Below are 17607 nucleotides of genomic sequence, written 5' to 3'. Positions count from 1 at the left end.
ATAGGCAGCCATTGCGAGCGACCGGAACAGGAGCACGGCAGGCATGCGACGCTGGAATGGCTGGGGTGAGGAAAGCACTTCGATGGAACTGCCCGGCTCGGGCCGGACCTTTCTCGCCGAGCAGATCGGCCCCGGCCTCGCGCTGCCCGACGCCAGCCTCGACGACGTGCTGGCCAAGGTGCCGGCCTCGCGCCTGGCCGAGCACCCGCTGCTGCTGCGCGAACCCATGGACCGCCTGCTGCACGCCCGCGGCCAGAGCCTGCCGGACTGGCTGGCCATGCGCGAGGGCGAGTTCGGCCGCTTCCCCGACGGCGTGGCCTACCCGCAGAGCGCCGAGCAGATCCGCGAACTGCTGCGCTATGCCGAACGCACCGATTGCCTGCTGATCCCCTACGGCGGCGGAACCTCGGTGGCCGGGCACATCAACCCGCCGGCCTCCGACAAGCCGGTGCTGACCGTTTCCCTGGCGCACATGAACCGCCTGCTGGAGCTGGACGAGGAAAGCCTGGTGGCCACCTTCGGCCCCGGCGCCAACGGCCCGCAGGTGGAAAGCCAGCTGCGCGCCCGCGGCTACACCCTCGGCCACTTCCCGCAGTCCTGGGAGCTGTCGACCCTCGGCGGCTGGGTGGCCAGCCGCTCCAGCGGCCAGCAGTCGCTGCGCTACGGGCGCATCGAGCAACTGTTCGCCGGCGGCACCCTGGAGACCTTCGCCGGGCCGCTGGAAATCCCCACCTTCCCGGCATCCTCCGCCGGCCCCGACCTGCGCGAGCTGGTGCTGGGCTCGGAGGGCCGCTTCGGCGTCATCTCCTCGGTCAAGGTGCGCGTCTCGCGGCTGGCCGAGCAGGAGCGCTTCTACGTGGTCTTCCTGCCGTCCTGGGAACAGGGCCTGGCGGCCATCCGCAGCCTGGCCCAGGCGCGTGTGCAGCTGTCCATGCTGCGCCTGTCCAACGCGGTGGAAACCCGCACCCAACTGACCCTGGCCGGCCATCCCGGGCAGATCGCCTGGCTGGAGCGCTACCTGAAGTGGCGCGGGGCGGGCGAGGGCAAGTGCATGCTGACCTTCGGCGTCACCGGCAGCCGCGCGCAGAACGCCGCCTCGCTGAAGCTCGCACGGCGCCTGCTGAAGGGCTTCGGCGGAGTGTTCACCGGCACCCTGCTGGGGCGCAAGTGGGAAGCCAGCCGCTTCCGCTCGCCCTACCTGCGCGAGACGCTCTGGCAGGCCGGCTACGTGGTGGACACCCTGGAGACCGCCACCGACTGGAGCAACGTCGACAACCTGATGCGGCGCATCGAGGCCAGCCTGCGCGACGGCCTGGCGGCGGAAGGCGAGCGGGTGCACGTGTTCAGCCACCTGTCCCACGTCTATGGCGAAGGCTCCAGCATCTACACCACCTACGTGTTCCGCCCGGCGTCCAGCTATGCCGCCACCCATGAGCGCTGGCGCCGGCTCAAGCAGGCCGCCAGCCGGACGATCGTCGAGAACCGCGGCACCATCAGCCACCAGCACGGCGTGGGCCGCGACCACGCGCCGTACCTGGCGCTGGAGAAGGGCGAACTGGGCATGGCCACCCTGCGCGCCCTGGCCGGCCATTTCGACCCCGCGGGCCGGCTCAACCCCGGCACCCTGCTGCAGGACTGACGCCATGTGGAACGCCGCCTGGCGCAGGCAGGCGCTGGCCGAACTGGCCGGGCGCGACTGGGACCTGATCGTGGTCGGCGGCGGCATCACCGGCGCCGGCATCCTCCGCGAGGCCGCGCGGCGCGGCTGGCGCTGCCTGCTGCTGGAGCAGCGCGACTTCGCCTGGGGCACCTCCAGCCGTTCCTCGAAGATGGTCCACGGCGGCCTGCGCTACATCGCCAAGGGCCAGTTCGGCCTGACCCGCGACTCGGTGCGCGAACGCCAGCGCCTGCTCGGCGAGGCGGCGGGGCTGGTGGAGCCGCTGAGCTTCATCATGCCGCACTACCGCGGCGGCTTCCCCGGGCCGAAGGTGTTCGGCGGCCTGCTGGCCGTGTACGACGCCCTGGCCGGCAAGCGCAACCACCTCTATTACCCGCTGCAGCAACTGCGCTACCTGGCGCCGGGGCTGAAGGAGGACGGCCTGCTGGGCGGCACGCGCTTCGCCGATGCGGTGGTGGACGACGCCCGCCTGGTCATGCGCGTGCTGGACGAGGCCCGCGCCGACGGCGGCGAGGCGCTCAACGGCCTGCGCGTACTGGAACTGAGACGGGAAGGCGGCCGGGTGAGCGGCCTGCTGGCCGAGGACCGGGAGAGCGGCGAGCGCTTCGTCTTGCGCGCCGGCGCGGTGGCCCTGGCCACCGGCGCCTGGGCCGACGACCTGCGCCGCAGGGAAGGCGACGAGCACATCCGCCCCCTGCGCGGTAGCCACCTGCTGCTGCCGGCCTGGCGCCTGCCAGTGGCCCACGCCTTCAGCTTCATGCACGCGGCGGACCGGCGCCCGGTGTTCGTCTTCCCCTGGGAGGGCGCCAGCGTGGTCGGCACCACCGACCTGGACCATGGCGACGGCCTGGACAGCGATGCCTGCATCAGCGAGGAGGAAGTCGACTATCTGCTGGCCGCCTGCGCGCAGCAGTTCCCCGCCGCGCGCATCGGCCGGGCCGACATCCGTTCGACCTGGGCCGGCGTGCGCCCGGTGGTCAGCAGCGGCGCGGCGCGGAAGAAACCCTCGGACGAAAAGCGCGAGCACGCCCTGTGGCAGGAGCCCGGCTGCGTGACCCTGGCCGGCGGCAAGCTGACCACCTTCCGCCTGCTGGCCCTGGAAGTGCTGCAGGCCTGCGCGCCCATGCTCGGCAAGACGCTGGAGGATAGCGGCTCAGCAATTTTTGCCGCAGTGCCCGAGGTCGACCTGCCCGGCCTGGGTCCGCAGCAGCGGCGGCGCCTGGCCGGCCGCCACGGCCGCAACCTGCCGCAACTGGCGAGGTTGCTGGCGGAAGTCGGCAACGGGCGGGTGGGCGACAGCGACTGCCTGTGGGCCGAACTGGCCTGGGCCGCCGAAGGCGAGCTGGTGCTGCACCTGGACGACCTGCTGCTGCGCCGCACGCGCCTGGGCCTGCTGCTGGAGAACGGCGGCGCCGGCGAACTGCCGGCCATCCGCGCGCTGTGCCAGGCGCGCCTGGGCTGGGACGACGGGCGCTGGCACGAAGAAGAGCGCGCCTACCTGGAGCTTTGGCGGCGCTGTTATAGCTTGCCGGGTGAAGCGTGATGGGTATCGCAGGCTCAACCCATCCTACGTGGAGCCCGTGCCATCGGCGCGGCGATACCCATCACCGGCAAGGTCCCCTGACGAGAAGGATCGCACCTTGAGCGAACAGAGCTACCTGCTGGCCATCGATAACGGCACCCAGAGCGTACGCGCGTTGCTCTTCGACCTCGCCGGCAACCTGGTGGGCAAGGGCAAGGTCGAGCTGGAGGCCTACTACTCCAGCCAGCCCGGCTGGGCCGAGCAGGACCCGGAGTACTACTGGGCCAAGCTCGGCGAGGCCTGCCAGCTGCTCTGGGCGCAGAGCGGCATCGACCGCAGGCTGATCCGCGGCGTGTCGCTGACCACCCAGCGCGGCACCGTGATCCACGTCGACGGGCAGGGCAAGCCGCTGCGCCCGGCGATCCTCTGGCTGGACCAGCGCCGCGCCGAGGTCGAGGGCCGCATCAAGGGGCCCTGGGGCTGGCTGTTCAAGCTGGCCGGCGCCGAAGGCGCGGTGGATTACTTCCGCAGCCAGGCCGAGGTCAACTGGGTCGCTCAGCAGCAGCCGGAGTTGCACGCGGCCACGCACAAGGTGCTGCTGTTGTCCGGCTTCCTCACCCATCGCCTGTGCGGGCGCTTCGTCGACTCCCTGGCGTGCAGCGTGGCCTACCTGCCGTTCGACTACAAACGCCTGAAGTGGGCCGCCCCGCGGGACTGGAAATGGCAGGCGGTGAAGGCGCGCCAGGAGCAGTTGCCCGAGCTGTTCAAGCCCGGCGCCAGGCTCGGCACGATCAGCGCCGAGGCTAGCCGCCACACCGGCATCCCCGAGGGCCTGCCGCTGATCGCCGCCGGCGCCGACAAGGCCTGCGAGGTGCTCGGCGCCGGGGCCATCGAACCCAGCGTGGCCTGCCTGTCCTACGGCACCACCGCGACCATCAACACCACCCGCGCGCGCTACCTGGAGACCATCCCGCTGATCCCGCCGTACCCGGCGGCGATTCCCGATCACTTCAACACCGAAGTCATGATCTACCGCGGCTTCTGGATGGTCAGCTGGTTCAAGCGCGAGTTCGGCCTGCGCGAGATGCAGCGCGCCGCCGAGCTGGGTGTGGAGCCGGAGAAACTGTTCGACGAACTGGTCGAGCAGGTGCCGCCCGGCTCCATGGGCCTGATGCTGCAGCCCTACTGGACGCCGGGCATCCGCGAACCCGGCCTGGAAGCCAAGGGCGCGATCATCGGTTTCGGTGACGTGCACACCCGCGCGCACATCTACCGCGCCATTCTTGAAGGCCTGGCCTATGCGCTGCGCCAGGGCAAGGAGCGCATCGAGAAGCGCTCCGGCACCCGCATCGAGCGCCTGCGCGTGGCCGGCGGCGGCTCGCAGAGCGATGCGGCCATGCAGCTGACCGCCGACATCTTCGGCCTGCCGGCGGAGCGCCCGCACGTCTACGAGGCCTCCGGCCTGGGCGCGGCCATCGATTGCGCGGTGGGGCTGGGGCTGTTCCCTGACTTCGCCGCCGCCATCGCCGCCATGACCCGCGTCGGCCAGGTGTTCCAGCCGCGCCCGCAGGCGCAGCGCACCTACGAGCGGCTGTACCGCGAGGTCTACCAGCGCATGTACCGGCAACTGAAGCCGCTGTACCGGAGCATCCGCGAAATCACCGGCTACCCGGCCTGAACTTCGCGCCCCGGTTCGATGGTCCATAGTGAATGGACTTCAAGGAGGGGAGAGGGACCATGGCGAAACCCGAAGCGATGCTCATCCTGCACGGCAAGCAGGCGGCCAACGACGAGGTGCGCGCGGCGGTGCTGGCGCGCCGCGAGGCCGGCTGGCGGCTGGACGTGCGCGTCACCTGGGAGGAGGGCGATGCCGAGCGCCTGGTCGGCGAGGCCCTGGCGGCCGGCTACCCGACGCTGGTCGCCGGCGGCGGCGACGGCACCGCGCGGGCCGTGGCCGAGGCGCTGTACCGCGCCGATGCCGAGGCCAGCCTGGCGCTGCTGCCGCTGGGCACGGCCAACGACTTCGCCCGCGCCGCCGGCATCCCGCTGGAGCCGGCCGCGGCGCTGGGCCTGCTGGAGGAAGCGGCGCGGCCCATCGACCTGGGCGAGGTGGAGGGGCGCATCTTCCTCAACATGGCCACTGGCGGCTTCGGTTCCACGGTCACGGCCAACACCTCCGAAGACCTGAAGAAGGCCCTGGGCGGCGCGGCCTACCTGCTGACCGGGATCAGCCGCTTCTCCGAGGTGCACTCGGCCGAAGGCCACTTCCGCGGCCCGGGCTTCGACTGGCAGGGCGAATTCCTCGCCCTGGGCATCGGCAACGGCCGCCAGGCCGGCGGCGGGCACCCGCTGTGCGCCCAGGCGCTGGCCGACGACGGCCTGCTCGACGTCAGCATCCTGCCGGCGCCGGGCGACATGCTGTCCGCCCTGGGCAGCCTGCTCGGCAGCGGTGGCGGGCTGCAGGAGCTGTTCGTCCGCGCGCGCCTGCCGTGGCTCGAGCTGGAGGCCGGCGAGGGCCTGGCGATCAACCTCGACGGCGAGCCCCTTCAGGCCAGCCGGGCGCGCTTCGAGGTGCGCCCGGCGGCGCTGCGCCTGCACCTGCCGCCAGGTTCGCCGCTGCTCGGCGGCTGATCGCCGGGGCTGGCCCGGGACGGGCTTCTGAGGCATGATGGCGTTGCGCCAGTATTTCGTCGCCGGAATTCTGGCCGATACAGCGACACGCTATTCATCCCGATTTCAGGAGCCCCCATGGCCGGCATTCTCGACAGCGTCGATCAACGCACCCGACTGGTGGGGCAGAACCGCCTGGAGATCCTGGTGTTCCGCCTGGCCGGCCGGCAGCAGTTCGCGATCAACGTGTTCAAGGTCCAGGAGGTGCTGCAGCTGCCGCGCCTGACGCTGATCCCGCAGCGCCACCCGATGATCTGCGGGGTGATCAACCTGCGCGGCCAGACGCTGCCGGTGATCGACCTGTCCCATGCCATCGGCATGCGCCCGCTGCGCCCCGAGGAGCGCAGCACCATCATCGTCACCGAGTACAACCGCTCGGTGCAGGCCTTCCTGGTCGGCGGCGTGGAGCGCATCCTCAACCTCAACTGGGAGGCGGTGCAGCCGCCGCCCGGCGGGGCCGGGCGCCAGCACTACCTGACCGCCATCACCCGCATCGACGAGCGCCTGGTGGAAATCATCGACGTGGAGAAGGTGCTGGCCGAGATCGTGCCGATGAACACCCGCGTCTCCGCCGAGCGCCTGGACGACGACCTGCTGGCGCAGACCAGCGGCCGCGAGGTGCTGGTGGTGGACGACTCCAGCGTCGCCGTCAACCAACTGCGCGACACCCTCGGCCAGCTTGGCCTGAAGCTGCACGTGGCCACCGACGGCCTGCGCGCGCTGCGCCAGCTGCAGGCCTGGGCCAATGCCGGCGAGGACATGGACGAGAAGCTGCTGATGGTCTTCACCGACGCCGAGATGCCGGAGATGGACGGCTACCGCCTGACCACCGAGATCCGCAACGACCCGCGCCTGGCCGGGCTCTACGTGGTGCTGCACACCTCGCTGTCGGGCAGCTTCAACGATGCCATGGTGCGCAAGGTGGGCTGCGACGACTTCCTCTCCAAGTTCCAGCCGGACCTGCTGGTGGACGTGATCCGCCGGCGCCTGGAGAAGCTCCCGGCCTGAGCCGTGACCGCCCGGCACGGCTGGGTGGTTCGGCGTCAACCTGTCTTGCGGGTTGCGCCGAGGTGCTCTTCGTAGGATGGGTTGAGCCTGCGAAACCCATGCTGCCACGGTGATGGGTATCGCTTCGCTCAACCCATCCTACGGTGAAATACCATGCCTCCCGTGTAGAGCGGGCCCTGCCCGCGATTTCGCGCGCAGGGCGCGCTCCTACAGGCGGCCCCTGGCTTCCATCCGCGATGCCCGATTGCGAGGCGCCGGTCTGCCCCGTATAACGGCTTCTTTGCCGCATCAAGGAAGCCGCCAGCATGATCACCCTCAGCGCCCTCTACCGTTACCCGCTCAAGTCCGGGCAGTTCGAGCCCCTGGAGCGCATCGGGCTGGACGCCCTCGGCCTGCAGGGCGACCGTCGCTGGATGGCGGTGGAGGCTTCCAGCGGGCGCTTCCTCACCCAGCGCCTGCTGCCGCAGCTGGGCCGCATCGAGGCGCGCTGGCAGGACGGCGGCCAGGCCCTGCGCCTGCGTGCGCCGGGGATGGAGGACCTGCTGGTGGCGGTGCCCGGCGTGGACGATGCGCTGCGTGGCGTGACCATCTGGCGCGACAGTCTGCAGGTGCCGGATGCCGGCGAGGCCGCGGCGGACTGGCTGAGCCGCTTCCTCGGCCGCCCGTGCCGGCTGGTGGAGATTCCCGAGCAGCGCGCGCGGCAGGTGGACACCGCCTATGCCGAGCCGGGCGAGAAGGTGCATTTCGCCGATGGCTTCCCGCTGCTGCTGATGAGCCAGGCCTCGGTGGACGACCTGGCCGCGCGCGTCGGCCATCCCCTGGAGATGCTGCGCTTCCGCCCCAACCTGGTGCTGGAGGGCAGCGCGCCCTATGCCGAGGACGGCTGGAAGCGCATCCGCATCGGCGACGTCGAATTCCGCGTGGCCAAGCCCTGCGGCCGCTGCATCCTCACCACCATCGACCCGCACACCGGCGAGCGCGACCCCAACCGCGAACCCCTGGCGACGCTGCTCAAGTACCGCCAGGTGGACGGCGAGGCGTTGCTCGGGCAGAACCTGCTCCCCCTCGGCCGCGGCGAGCTGCGCGTGGGCATGCCGGTGGAAGTCCTGGAGTGATCCAGCTCCCGCGGATGGGCTTTCGCCCGCACCTGTAGGAGCGGGCCCTGCCCGCGATTTCGCGCGCAGGGCGCGCTCCTACAGAAGAGCGGCGAGGAGCGGACCTCATCCGCGAATCGCGCCGGAATGTCCAGCTATCGCGGACCAGGTCCGCTCCTACCCCCGCCGGCAAACCACCCCGTAGGATGGTGTTGAGCGAAGCGATACCCATCAGCGCAACCGCATGGGTTTCGCAAGCTCAACCCATCCTACGAAGAGCATCTCGGCGCGGCCGGCGTAGGATGGGTGGAGCGAAGCGATACCCATCGCCACGATTCTGAAAGGCGCTCCGGCCCGCGCTCGAAGTGCGCGGATGCGAAGGTCAGGCGGCGGATAACCGCGAACGGTTATCCACCCTACGCCAAGCGTGCGGGAGGGGCGGTCAGAGCTCGTCGAAGAAGCGCTCGTGCCAGTCCACCAGCGGCTGCGGCACGCCGATCTTCTGGCCGTAGATGACCGCGTAGGACAGCACGTTCTGCACGTATTGGCGGGTTTCGTCGAAGGGGATGCTCTCCACCCAGACGTCGAAGGACAGGTGGCGGGCGTCCTTCAGCCACTGGCGTACGCGGCCGGGGCCGGCGTTGTAGGCGGCGGTGGCGAGCACGCGGTTGCCGTTGAACTGGCCCTGCACCTGGCTGAGGTAGGCGGCGCCGAGGCGGATGTTGAGGTCCGGCACTATCAGCTGCTGCGGTCCGGCCAGGGGAATGCCGAACTTCTTCGAGGTTTCCTTGGCGGTGGCCGGCATCAGCTGCATCAGGCCGGTGGCGCCGACGCCGGAGCGCGCATCGGACATGAAGGCGCTTTCCTGGCGGGTGATGGCGAACACCCAGCTGGGGTGCAGGTCGCGGTTGCGCGCTTCGCGCAGCAGGCTGTCGCGGTGCGCCACCGGGAAGCGGATGTCGAGGTCGTCCCAGTACTGCGCCTGGCTGATGGCGCGGATGGCCGGGAAGTACCACTGCATGTCGTAGGCCATGCGGGCCTGGGCCAGCAGTTCGTCGCGGTTGAACACCCGCGCGGCGTAATACCACTCGCGGCGGGCGCTGATCACGTCGCCGCGGGCGTAGAACTCCAGGGCGCGGCGGGTGCTGGCGGCGTTGCGCACGCGCTGCATCACCTGCGGGCTGATGCTCACCGGGCGGTTGTTCAACTGGTAGGGCGCGTTGATCCGGTCGGCGGCGAGGAAGCCGTAGAAGTCGCGCTCGCGCGCCAGCGGCTGGTACAGCGCCATGGCCTGCGGGTTCTGCGGCTGGGCCAGTTGCAGGGTGCGCGCCTGCCAGTAGCGCCAGCGGTTGGTCTCGGCGAGGTCCTTGGGCAGCTGGCGCGTCAACTGGTAGGCGTCTTCCCAGCGGCCCAGGCGCATCAGCAGGCGCAGGCGCCATTCGCTGACGGTGTTGTCGCGCAGCTCGGGATCGTAGCGGGTCATCAGCGGCAGGGCGCGCGGGTCGTAGCGGCGCGCCAGGCCCAGGCCGATCTGCCGGGCGATGTTGACCTTTTCCTCGCCGGTGAACGGCAGGCTGCTCTCGTAGCCGTCGAGCAGGCCCAGGGCGCGTTCCGGGTCCTGCTTGGCCAGGCGCCGCAGGCCCAGGCCGACGACGTCGGCCATGGCGTGGGTGCGCAGGCTGAAGCGTTCGGTCTGGCTCAGTTGGGCGGGGTTCTGCGCCACCTTGACCATCAGCTCGCCGAGGCTGCCGAGGGTCGGCAGGCGCTTGGCGAGGGTGGTGGCCAGGCCGTAGTTGCCTTTCTCGGCCGCCAGCTTCAGGCGCCTCCAGACCATGTCCTCGGTGAGCTGGCCGTCGGCCTGCCAGAGGTCGAACAGGGTGTCGCAGGCGTCGGGTTGCGACTTGCCCACCAGCCACAGCTTCTGCGCGGTCTCGTAGCCGGCGGCTTTCTGCCCGTGGGTGAGCTGGTACTGGCCGTACAGGCAGTCCAGCTCGGTGAAGTTCATCTTCGGGTCGTAGTAGTTGAGGAAGGTCTTCCAGTCCTGGCGGTCGGCCAACTGGCGCAGCCAGCGCAGCTTCAGCCAGTTGATCTGCGGCAGGTCGCCGTGTTCGGTGAGGAAGCCTTCGATCTCGGCGTCGCTGGCGCTTTTCAGACGGTTGGTCAGGTCGTCGTAGCCCAGGTAGGGTTCCAGCGGATAATCCGCCAGGGCCTGGCGGTAGCGCAGGTAGGGGCCGTTGTCGTTGCGCGCCAGGGCGGCCTTGGCCTCGTCGTACATCTGCCGCTGTTGCTGCAGCGGGGCAGCGTGCGCCGGCGCGGCGCTGGTCAGGGTGAGGATCAGGCAGGAGAACAATAGTGAAAGGCGACCGCGCATGACTCTTCCGCAAAGTGATTCGTGGCGCGGTCTGGCCGGCGCCGATAGGCACAAGCTTAGCCTGTTGCGACGCGATGGCGGAAGCGTTGCGGCGGTACCGTCGGGCACAAAAGATGACAGCCGCGGCGCTCGTGCAAGGCTCTGACTTTTTTCGAGTTTCCCTTACACTGCGGCCCCAGTTTCCGGAGATGCCCCATGACCCTGCTGAAGTTCACCGATGTATCCCTCGCCTTTGGCACCACGCCGCTCCTGGACAAGGTGTCCTGGCAGATCGAGAAGGGCGAGCGGGTCTGCATCATCGGTCGCAACGGCACCGGCAAGTCGAGCATGCTCAAGCTGGTCAAGGGCGAGCAGATGCCCGACGACGGCGACATCTGGCGCGCCCCGGCGCTGAAGATCGGCGAGCTGCCGCAGGAGCTGCCGGTGGCCGACGAGCGCACGGTCTACGATGTGGTCGCCGAGGGCCTGGCCGAGGTCGGCGAGCTGCTCAGCCGCTACCACCACCTGAGCCAGCACATCCAGGGCGACGACGACCTGACCCAGCTGGCGCGCGTCCAGCAGGCCCTGGAGGCCCGCGACGGCTGGCGCCTGCAGCAACTGGTGGAAACCACCCTGACGCGCCTGCAACTGCCGGCCGACAAGACCCTCGCCGAGCTTTCCGGTGGCTGGCGCCGCCGCGTGCTGCTGGCCCAGGCGCTGGTCGCCGAGCCGGATCTGCTGCTGCTGGACGAGCCGACCAACCACCTGGACATCGGCGCCATCGCCTGGCTGGAAGAGGCGCTGTCCGGCTTCCCCGGCGCGGTGCTGTTCATCACCCACGACCGCGCCTTCCTGCAGGCCGTGGCCAACCGCATCCTCGAACTGGACCGCGGCCACCTGATCGACTGGAAGGGCGACTACGCCAGCTTCCTGGTGCACAAGGAGCAGCAACTGGCGGCGGAAGAGGCGGCCAATGCGCTGTTCGACAAGCGCCTGGCCCAGGAGGAAGTGTGGATCCGCCAGGGCATCAAGGCCCGGCGCACCCGCAACGAGGGCCGCGTGCGCGCGCTCAAGGCCATGCGCAACGAGCGCGCCGAGCGCCGCGAGCGCACCGGCAAGGCCAGCTTCCAGATGGAGACGGCGGAGAAGTCCGGCAAGCAGGTGATAGTCGCCGAGAAGGTCGGTTTCGCCCACCCTGGCGGCGAGCCGCTGATCCGCGATTTCTCCCTGGTGCTGCAGCGCGGCGACCGCATCGGCCTGCTGGGCGCCAACGGCACCGGCAAGACCACCCTGCTCAAGCTGCTGCTGGGCGACCTGCAGCCGACTTCCGGCAGCATCAAGGAAGGCACGCGCCTGGAAGTGGCCTATTTCGACCAGTTGCGTCACCAGTTGGAGCCGGAAAAGACCGTCATCGACAACATCGCCGAAGGCCGCGAATTCATCACCATCAACGGCCAGAACCGCCACGTGCTGAGCTACCTGGGCGACTTCCTGTTCTCCCCGCAGCGCGCCCGCACCCCGGTCAAGGCGCTGTCCGGCGGCGAACGGGCACGGCTGTTGCTGGCCAAGCTGTTCAGCAAGCCGGCCAACCTGCTGGTGCTGGACGAACCGACCAACGACCTGGACGTGGAAACCCTGGAGCTGCTGGAAGAGGTGCTGCTGGGCTTCGACGGCACCGTGCTGATGGTCAGCCACGACCGCGCCTTCCTCGACAACGTGGTGACCAGCACCCTGGTGTTCGAAGGCGAGGGCCGCGTGCGCGAGTTCGTCGGCGGCTACCAGGACTGGCTGCGCCAGGGCGGTTCGCCGCGCCTGCTGGGCGTGGGCGAGGAGAAGGCAGCGAAATCCGAGCCCGCCCCGCAGGCAGCTGCGGCACCGGCCGCGGCGCCGGAGGCGGCGAAGAAGAAGCTCAGCTACAAGCTGCAGCGCGAACTGGAGGCCATTCCCGGGCAGATCGACGCCCTGGAGGCCGAACTGGCCGGCGTGCAGGAGGAAATCTCGGCGCCCAGCTTCTACCAGCGCCCGGCGGAGGAAACCCGCGTGGTGCTGGAGCGCCTGGACAGCCTGCAGGCCGAGCTGGACCGGCTGATCGAGCGCTGGGCCGAACTGGAAGAATGACCCGCCCCGTCGGGAAGGTGCCCGGGGGCTGCCGCTGCGGCGGCGATCGGCGAGTTGGGGAAGGGCATGGCGATCGAGTACCGCATCAATCTGGATGACGAACAGGGCTTCAGCTACCGCATCGAGCTGGAACGCCGCTTCGATGGCGAGCAGGCCGTCGGGGCGCCGGCGTGGACGCGCCTGGAGCACAACCAGTGCAGCAACTGCCCGCTGTCCCGCGAGCAGCACAGGCATTGCCCGGCGGCGGTGGACCTGCACCGGGTGATCGAGGATTTCCGCGGCCTGCCGGCGCTGAAGAAGGTGGACGTGCTGGTGCGCACCCCCGAGCGCGAGTACCGCAAGCAGGTCGGCCTGGAGGAGGGCCTGCGGGCGCTGCTGGGGGTGATCATGGCCACCAGCGCCTGCCCGCTGCTGGGGCGGCTCAAGCCCATGGCCCAGCAGCACCTGCCGTTCGCCAGCAACCAGGAGTTCATCACCCGCGCGGTGTCGCTATACCTGATGCGCCAGTACTTCAACTACCGCGAGGGGCGCCACGCCGACTGGGAACTGAAGGGGCTGGTGCGTCTGTACCAGCAGCTGCAGCTGGTCAACCAGGCGTTCTGGCAGCGCATCCACGACAGTTGCGTGGGCGACTCCAACCTCAAGGCCTTCCTCAGCTTCTTTTCCATGTCCTCGAGCGTGAGCTATTCGCTGGAGGCGCAGTTGCAGAAGGTTCGCCCGGTCCTGATGAGCGGGGGAGAGGTGTTCTGAAACCGGGCGCCCGCCGCGGCAGGCGCCCGGGCTGACTCACTCGGTCTTCTGCAGGCGCACCGCCAGCACGTCGCAGGGCGCGCCGTGCAGCACGTCGTTGGCGGTGGAGCCCAGCAGCAGGGCCAGGCCGTGGCGGCCGTGGCTGCCGACGATGATCAGGTCGCAGCCCTGTTCCTTGGCCAGGCGGTGGATTTCCTGGCGCGGCTGGCCGTAGACCAGGTGGCTCTGGGCGATGGACACCTGCGGGTAGCAGAGGGTGAACTGGTGCATGCGCTCCTTGGCCTGGTCGAACTGCTGTTGCTGCAGCATCGACAGGTCCATCGGCACGTCACCGCCGAAGGCCATGGCCATGGGCTCGACCACGTGCACGGTGGACAGCTGCGCCTGGGTGCTGGAGGCCAGCGCCACGGCGCGCTTCATCACCGGATCGCATTCGTCGGTGAGGTCCACGGCGACCAGGATGTGTTGGTAGGGCATGAGCGTCTCCTCCGGGGGACAGTTATGAATGCAAGTATGGCTCTTTGGGCCGAGGTATACCCGATATGACGGTCTGGTGGTCGATTCTGCTCCTGGCGCTGGTGCTCAGCCCGCTGGCCTGGCTGATGCCTTCGCGCGGCCAGCGCGGGCAGATGGACCTGCGCCTGCAGGCGCGGCGCCTGGGGCTGGCCATGCAGATGGCGCGCCAGGAGTGGCCGCACTGGCTGGAGCGGCAGCCGCCGCAGAGCTGCGCGCAGTACCACCGCGGCCGCAGCCGTGGGCGCAACGACGAGTGGCGCTACTGGCAGAGCGCGCCGGGCGTCTGGCTGGACCGCTGGCGCGAGCCCTGCGCCGATGCGCAGCTGCTCGCCGACCTGGCGACGCTGCCGGGCGACGTGTACATGGTCGAGGCTTCGGCGCAGTTCATCGCCCTGTACTGGGGCGAGCGCGGCGACGCCAGCCACCTGCAGCGCATCGCCGAGTTCCTTTCCCGGCGCGCCTGAGCGCCGTGGCGCTGCCGTCATTCAGAGCTGCGCCGCGGCATAGCGGCCGGAGACCTGCTCCAGGTCGGCGATGATGCCGTCGGAGTACTTGTCGATGAGGAAGGGCACGCTGCTCTGCGCGGCGCCCTGCAGCGATTTCTCGATGAACCGCCACTTGGTGGAGATGGCCCGCAGCTCGCGGCCGATCTCCGGGCTGGTCTGCGGCGCCTGCTGCAGTTGCAGCAGGTTGATGGCGAAGCGGTTGGTCAGGTCGTCCAGGGCCTGCTGGTCCTCGCTGCGCACCGGGTTGGCGCCCACCGAGGCGTTGCGCGACACGTAGTTCCAGGTGATCGACTGCATCAGCAGGCTCTGCTCGCGGCTCTGCTGGGTGAGCGGCGGCACCTGCTGGCCGCTGTCCTTCTGGATGCCCTCGTAGAGCTGTTCGGCGGTATCCAGCAGCTGGCTGTTGCGGCGGGCCAGGTCGCCCAGGGGCTGGAAGTCGTTGTAGCCGTTCTGCTTCTGCGCCTGCAGCTGCTGCTCCAGGGCCTGGCGGTAGCCGTCCCACTGTTCCTGCAGCTTGCTCCTGAGCTGCGCCGAGGCGCTGCCGGGCATCTGCCCCAGGCGCTCCAGGGCGGCGCCGGCGTCGGCCGTGGAGCTGGCCACCAGGCCCGCGTAGCGCGGGTCCCCGGCCATGGCGTTGAGCAGGAACAGGTCGCTCAGGCTGCGCTGGGCGGCCAGGCGCATCTGGTGCAGCGCCAGCAGGTCGCCGGCGGGCTCGGCGTGGGCCAGAAAGGGCAGGGCGGACAGTACGAACAGGGACAACAGGCGGGCCAGCGGGCGGCATGGCATGGGCGCGTCTCCTTGGTGCCGTGGGGCTTCTTGTTGTTCTTCGCGGTGCTCGGCGACAAGCGATTCGCCGGACTCTAACCCGCGTCCGGGCATTTTGCCAACGACGCGGCTGGCCCCGGGCCAGACAGCGGCACGGGGCGCCATGGTTTTGCTGAATGTCGCGGCAGAACCTCGCTGAATGCGGCGAACCAGAGGCCTTTCGGACAGCCGTCCGCGATTGACAAGCGCAGGCTTTTCGAAGAAGGTGTGCACACCCGAATCAAACGGGCGTATGAATCGAGCGTTTGCCATGTACGAACGGTCGAACCAAGGCCCCGACTATCGCATCGGCGGGTGTGCCGCAGGCTTTGGGACTATGCTCCGCGACTGCGGAACGGTCCCGATACACGGCGTCCGATGCGTGAGTTCAAGCTTCCCTAGCGTGGAGATCAGTTGATGATTTACCAAGGTAAAGCCATCACGGTTAAGGCTCTTGAGAGCGGCATCGTCGAGCTGAATTTCGACCTCAAGGGCGAGTCCGTCAACAAGTTCAACCGGCTCACCCTGAACGAACTGCGTGAAGCAGTCGATGCGATCAAGGCCGATGCGTCCGTCAAGGGCGTGATCGTGACCAGCGGCAAAGGCGTGTTCATCGTCGGCGCCGACATCACCGAATTCGTCGACAACTTCAAGCTGCCGGACGAAGAACTGCTGGCCGGCAACCTCGAAGCCAACAAGATCTTCAGCGCCTTCGAGGACCTCGAGGTCCCGACCGTCGCCGCGATCAACGGCATCGCCCTGGGCGGCGGCCTGGAAATGTGCCTGGCCGCGGACTTCCGCGTGATGAGCGCCACCGCCAAGATCGGCCTGCCGGAAGTCAAACTGGGCATCTACCCGGGCTTCGGCGGCACCGTGCGCCTGCCGCGCCTGATCGGCGTGGACAACGCCGTGGAATGGATCGCCTCGGGCAAGGAAAACCGTGCCGAGGACGCCCTGAAGGTCGGCGCCGTCGACGCCGTGGTCGCCCCCGAGCAGCTGCAGGCCGCGGCCCTGGACCTGGTCAAGCGCGCCATCGCCGGCGAGCTGGACCACAAGGCCCGCCGCCAGCCCAAGCTGGAAAAGATCAAGCTCAACGCCATCGAGCAGATGATGGCCTTCGAGACCGCCAAGGGCTTCGTCGCTGGCCAGGCCGGCCCGAACTACCCGGCCCCGGTCGAAGCCATCAAGTCGATCCAGAAGGCTGCCAATTTCGGCCGTGACAAGGCGCTGGAAGTCGAGGCCCAGGGCTTCGTCAAGCTGGCCAAGACCTCGGTTGCGCAAAGCCTGATCGGCCTGTTCCTGAACGACCAGGAACTGAAGAAGAAAGCCAAGCAGTACGACGAAGTCGCCAAGGACGTGAAACTGGCCGCCGTGCTCGGCGCCGGCATCATGGGCGGCGGCATCGCCTACCAGTCGGCGGTCAAGGGCACCCCGATCCTGATGAAGGATATCCGCGAAGAGGGTATCCAGATGGGCCTGAACGAGGCCTCCAAGCTGCTCGGCAAGCGCGTCGAGAAGGGCCGCCTGACCCCGGCCAAGATGGCCGAGGCGCTGAACGCCATCCGCCCGACCATGTCCTACGGCGACTTCGGCAACGTCGACATCGTCGTCGAAGCCGTGGTCGAGAACCCCAAGGTCAAGCAGATCGTGCTGGCCGAGGTGGAAGGCGTGGTCAAGGAGGACGCGATCCTCGCTTCCAACACCTCGACCATCTCCATCAGCCTGCTGGCCCAGGCCCTGAAGCGCCCGGAAAACTTCGTCGGCATGCACTTCTTCAACCCGGTGCACATGATGCCCCTGGTCGAGGTCATCCGCGGCGAGAAGTCCGGCGACGTGGCCGTCGCCACCACCGTGGCCTACGCCAAGAAGATGGGCAAGAACCCCATCGTGGTGAATGACTGCCCCGGCTTCCTGGTCAACCGCGTGCTGTTCCCGTACTTCGGCGGCTTCTCCAAGCTGCTGGGCTTCGGCGTCGACTTCGCGCGCATCGACAAGGTCATGGAGAAGTTCGGCTGGCCCATGGGCCCGGCCTACCTGTCCGACGTGGTCGGCATCGACACCGGCCACCATGGCCGCGACGTAATGGCCGAAGGCTTCCCGGACCGCATGGCGGTGGAAGGCAAGACCGCCGTCGACGTCATGTACGAGGCCAACCGCCTGGGCCAGAAGAACGGCAAGGGCTTCTACGCCTACGAGACCGACAAGCGCGGCAAGCCGAAGAAAGTCAGCGACCCGCAGGCCTACGAACTGCTCAAGGCCATCGTCAGCGAGCAGCGTGAGCTGAGCGACGAGGACATCATCAACTACATGATGATCCCGCTGTGCCTGGAGACCGTGCGCTGCCTGGAAGACGGCATCGTCGAAACCGCCGCCGAGGCCGACATGGGCCTGATCTATGGCATCGGCTTCCCGCCCTTCCGTGGCGGTGCGCTGCGCTACATCGACTCCATCGGCGTGGCCGAATTCGTCGCCCTGGCCGACAAGTACGCCGACCTGGGCCCGCTGTACCACCCGACCGCGAAGCTGCGTGAAATGGCCAAGAACGGCCAGAAGTTCTTCGGTTGAGTGCGAACGAATAGAGCGAGAGTGAA

The 17607-nt window shown here is 68.9% G+C and carries 13 protein-coding genes; 10 read left to right on the top strand and 3 right to left on the bottom strand.

The features are described 5' to 3' along the window. Positions 1–43: 43 nt before the first annotated feature. The 6 genes from RN02_RS30005 (at position 44) to RN02_RS29980 (ending at position 7993) form a co-directional block, all read left to right on the top strand. The gene (locus RN02_RS30005; protein WP_043319040.1) at positions 44–1639 is read left to right on the top strand and encodes an FAD-binding oxidoreductase; all 1596 of its coding nucleotides are present in this window, start codon (positions 44–46) and stop codon (positions 1637–1639) included. 4 nt (positions 1640–1643) lie between these two features. Then, the gene (locus RN02_RS30000) at positions 1644–3221 is read left to right on the top strand and encodes a glycerol-3-phosphate dehydrogenase/oxidase (protein WP_043319038.1); all 1578 of its coding nucleotides are present in this window, start codon (positions 1644–1646) and stop codon (positions 3219–3221) included. Positions 3222–3318: 97 nt separating this feature from the next. Next, complete coding sequence (locus tag RN02_RS29995; protein ID WP_043319036.1) at positions 3319–4878, top strand: FGGY-family carbohydrate kinase; 1560 nt, start codon at positions 3319–3321, stop codon at positions 4876–4878. A gap of 59 nt (positions 4879–4937) precedes the next feature. After that, positions 4938–5831, top strand: coding sequence for a lipid kinase YegS (gene yegS, locus RN02_RS29990; RefSeq protein WP_043319034.1), 894 nt, complete (start codon positions 4938–4940; stop codon positions 5829–5831). A 117-nt stretch (positions 5832–5948) separates the two neighbouring features. Further along, positions 5949–6878, top strand: coding sequence for a chemotaxis protein CheV (locus RN02_RS29985; protein ID WP_043319032.1), 930 nt, complete (start codon positions 5949–5951; stop codon positions 6876–6878). Positions 6879–7183: 305 nt separating this feature from the next. Beyond that, positions 7184–7993: an MOSC domain-containing protein gene (locus RN02_RS29980; RefSeq protein ID WP_043319030.1), complete on the top strand. Its 810-nt coding sequence runs from the start codon at positions 7184–7186 to the stop codon at positions 7991–7993. A gap of 421 nt (positions 7994–8414) precedes the next feature. Here the strand turns inward: RN02_RS29980 and RN02_RS29970 are convergent, their stop codons facing one another. Beyond that, entirely contained in the window at positions 8415–10343 is a 1929-nt protein-coding gene (locus RN02_RS29970) for a transglycosylase SLT domain-containing protein (RefSeq protein ID WP_009621344.1), read from the bottom strand. 195 nt (positions 10344–10538) lie between these two features. On the opposite strand from RN02_RS29970, the gene RN02_RS29965 reads away from it, so the two are divergent. Beyond that, on the top strand, positions 10539–12440 hold the full coding sequence (locus tag RN02_RS29965; RefSeq protein WP_043319026.1) for an ATP-binding cassette domain-containing protein: 1902 nt from the start codon (positions 10539–10541) through the stop codon (positions 12438–12440). Between the two features lie 66 nt (positions 12441–12506). Beyond that, complete coding sequence (locus RN02_RS29960) at positions 12507–13190, top strand: DUF6901 family protein (protein ID WP_009621347.1); 684 nt, start codon at positions 12507–12509, stop codon at positions 13188–13190. Between the two features lie 36 nt (positions 13191–13226). On the opposite strand, the gene RN02_RS29955 is transcribed toward RN02_RS29960, so the two are convergent. Next, the gene (locus tag RN02_RS29955; RefSeq protein ID WP_043267328.1) at positions 13227–13667 is read right to left on the bottom strand and encodes a universal stress protein; all 441 of its coding nucleotides are present in this window, start codon (positions 13665–13667) and stop codon (positions 13227–13229) included. Between the two features lie 65 nt (positions 13668–13732). On the opposite strand from RN02_RS29955, the gene RN02_RS29950 reads away from it, so the two are divergent. After that, positions 13733–14170, top strand: a complete 438-nt coding sequence (locus tag RN02_RS29950; RefSeq protein WP_009621349.1) for a hypothetical protein — start codon at positions 13733–13735, stop codon at positions 14168–14170. Between the two features lie 21 nt (positions 14171–14191). Here the strand turns inward: RN02_RS29950 and RN02_RS29945 are convergent, their stop codons facing one another. Then, positions 14192–14998 carry a hypothetical protein gene (locus RN02_RS29945; protein ID WP_043319024.1) on the bottom strand — a complete coding sequence of 269 codons (807 nt, stop codon included), beginning with the start codon at positions 14996–14998 and terminating at the stop codon, positions 14192–14194. A 435-nt stretch (positions 14999–15433) separates the two neighbouring features. On the opposite strand from RN02_RS29945, the gene fadB reads away from it, so the two are divergent. Further along, positions 15434–17581, top strand: a complete 2148-nt coding sequence (gene fadB / locus RN02_RS29940) for a fatty acid oxidation complex subunit alpha FadB (RefSeq protein ID WP_009621351.1) — start codon at positions 15434–15436, stop codon at positions 17579–17581. Positions 17582–17607: the final 26 nt, after the last annotated feature.

Source organism: Pseudomonas sp. PI1, from assembly GCF_000812405.1.
GTDB lineage: Bacteria > Pseudomonadota > Gammaproteobacteria > Pseudomonadales > Pseudomonadaceae > Pseudomonas > Pseudomonas citronellolis.
This window is presented reverse-complemented; position numbering and strand designations above follow the sequence as displayed.

What these genes read in the sequence shown, in the direction of transcription:
- RN02_RS29945 (WP_043319024.1), bottom strand. Translation starts at nt 14,998, where the DNA reads ATGCCATGCCGCCCGCTGGCCCGCCTGTTGTCCCTGTTCGTACTGTCC.
- RN02_RS30005 (WP_043319040.1), top strand. Translation starts at nt 44, where the DNA reads ATGCGACGCTGGAATGGCTGGGGTGAGGAAAGCACTTCGATGGAACTG.
- RN02_RS30000 (WP_043319038.1), top strand. Translation starts at nt 1,644, where the DNA reads ATGTGGAACGCCGCCTGGCGCAGGCAGGCGCTGGCCGAACTGGCCGGG.
- RN02_RS29965 (WP_043319026.1), top strand. Translation starts at nt 10,539, where the DNA reads ATGACCCTGCTGAAGTTCACCGATGTATCCCTCGCCTTTGGCACCACG.
- yegS (WP_043319034.1), top strand. Translation starts at nt 4,938, where the DNA reads ATGGCGAAACCCGAAGCGATGCTCATCCTGCACGGCAAGCAGGCGGCC.
- RN02_RS29960 (WP_009621347.1), top strand. Translation starts at nt 12,507, where the DNA reads ATGGCGATCGAGTACCGCATCAATCTGGATGACGAACAGGGCTTCAGC.
- RN02_RS29955 (WP_043267328.1), bottom strand. Translation starts at nt 13,667, where the DNA reads ATGCCCTACCAACACATCCTGGTCGCCGTGGACCTCACCGACGAATGC.
- RN02_RS29980 (WP_043319030.1), top strand. Translation starts at nt 7,184, where the DNA reads ATGATCACCCTCAGCGCCCTCTACCGTTACCCGCTCAAGTCCGGGCAG.
- RN02_RS29950 (WP_009621349.1), top strand. Translation starts at nt 13,733, where the DNA reads ATGACGGTCTGGTGGTCGATTCTGCTCCTGGCGCTGGTGCTCAGCCCG.
- RN02_RS29985 (WP_043319032.1), top strand. Translation starts at nt 5,949, where the DNA reads ATGGCCGGCATTCTCGACAGCGTCGATCAACGCACCCGACTGGTGGGG.
- fadB (WP_009621351.1), top strand. Translation starts at nt 15,434, where the DNA reads ATGATTTACCAAGGTAAAGCCATCACGGTTAAGGCTCTTGAGAGCGGC.
- RN02_RS29970 (WP_009621344.1), bottom strand. Translation starts at nt 10,343, where the DNA reads ATGCGCGGTCGCCTTTCACTATTGTTCTCCTGCCTGATCCTCACCCTG.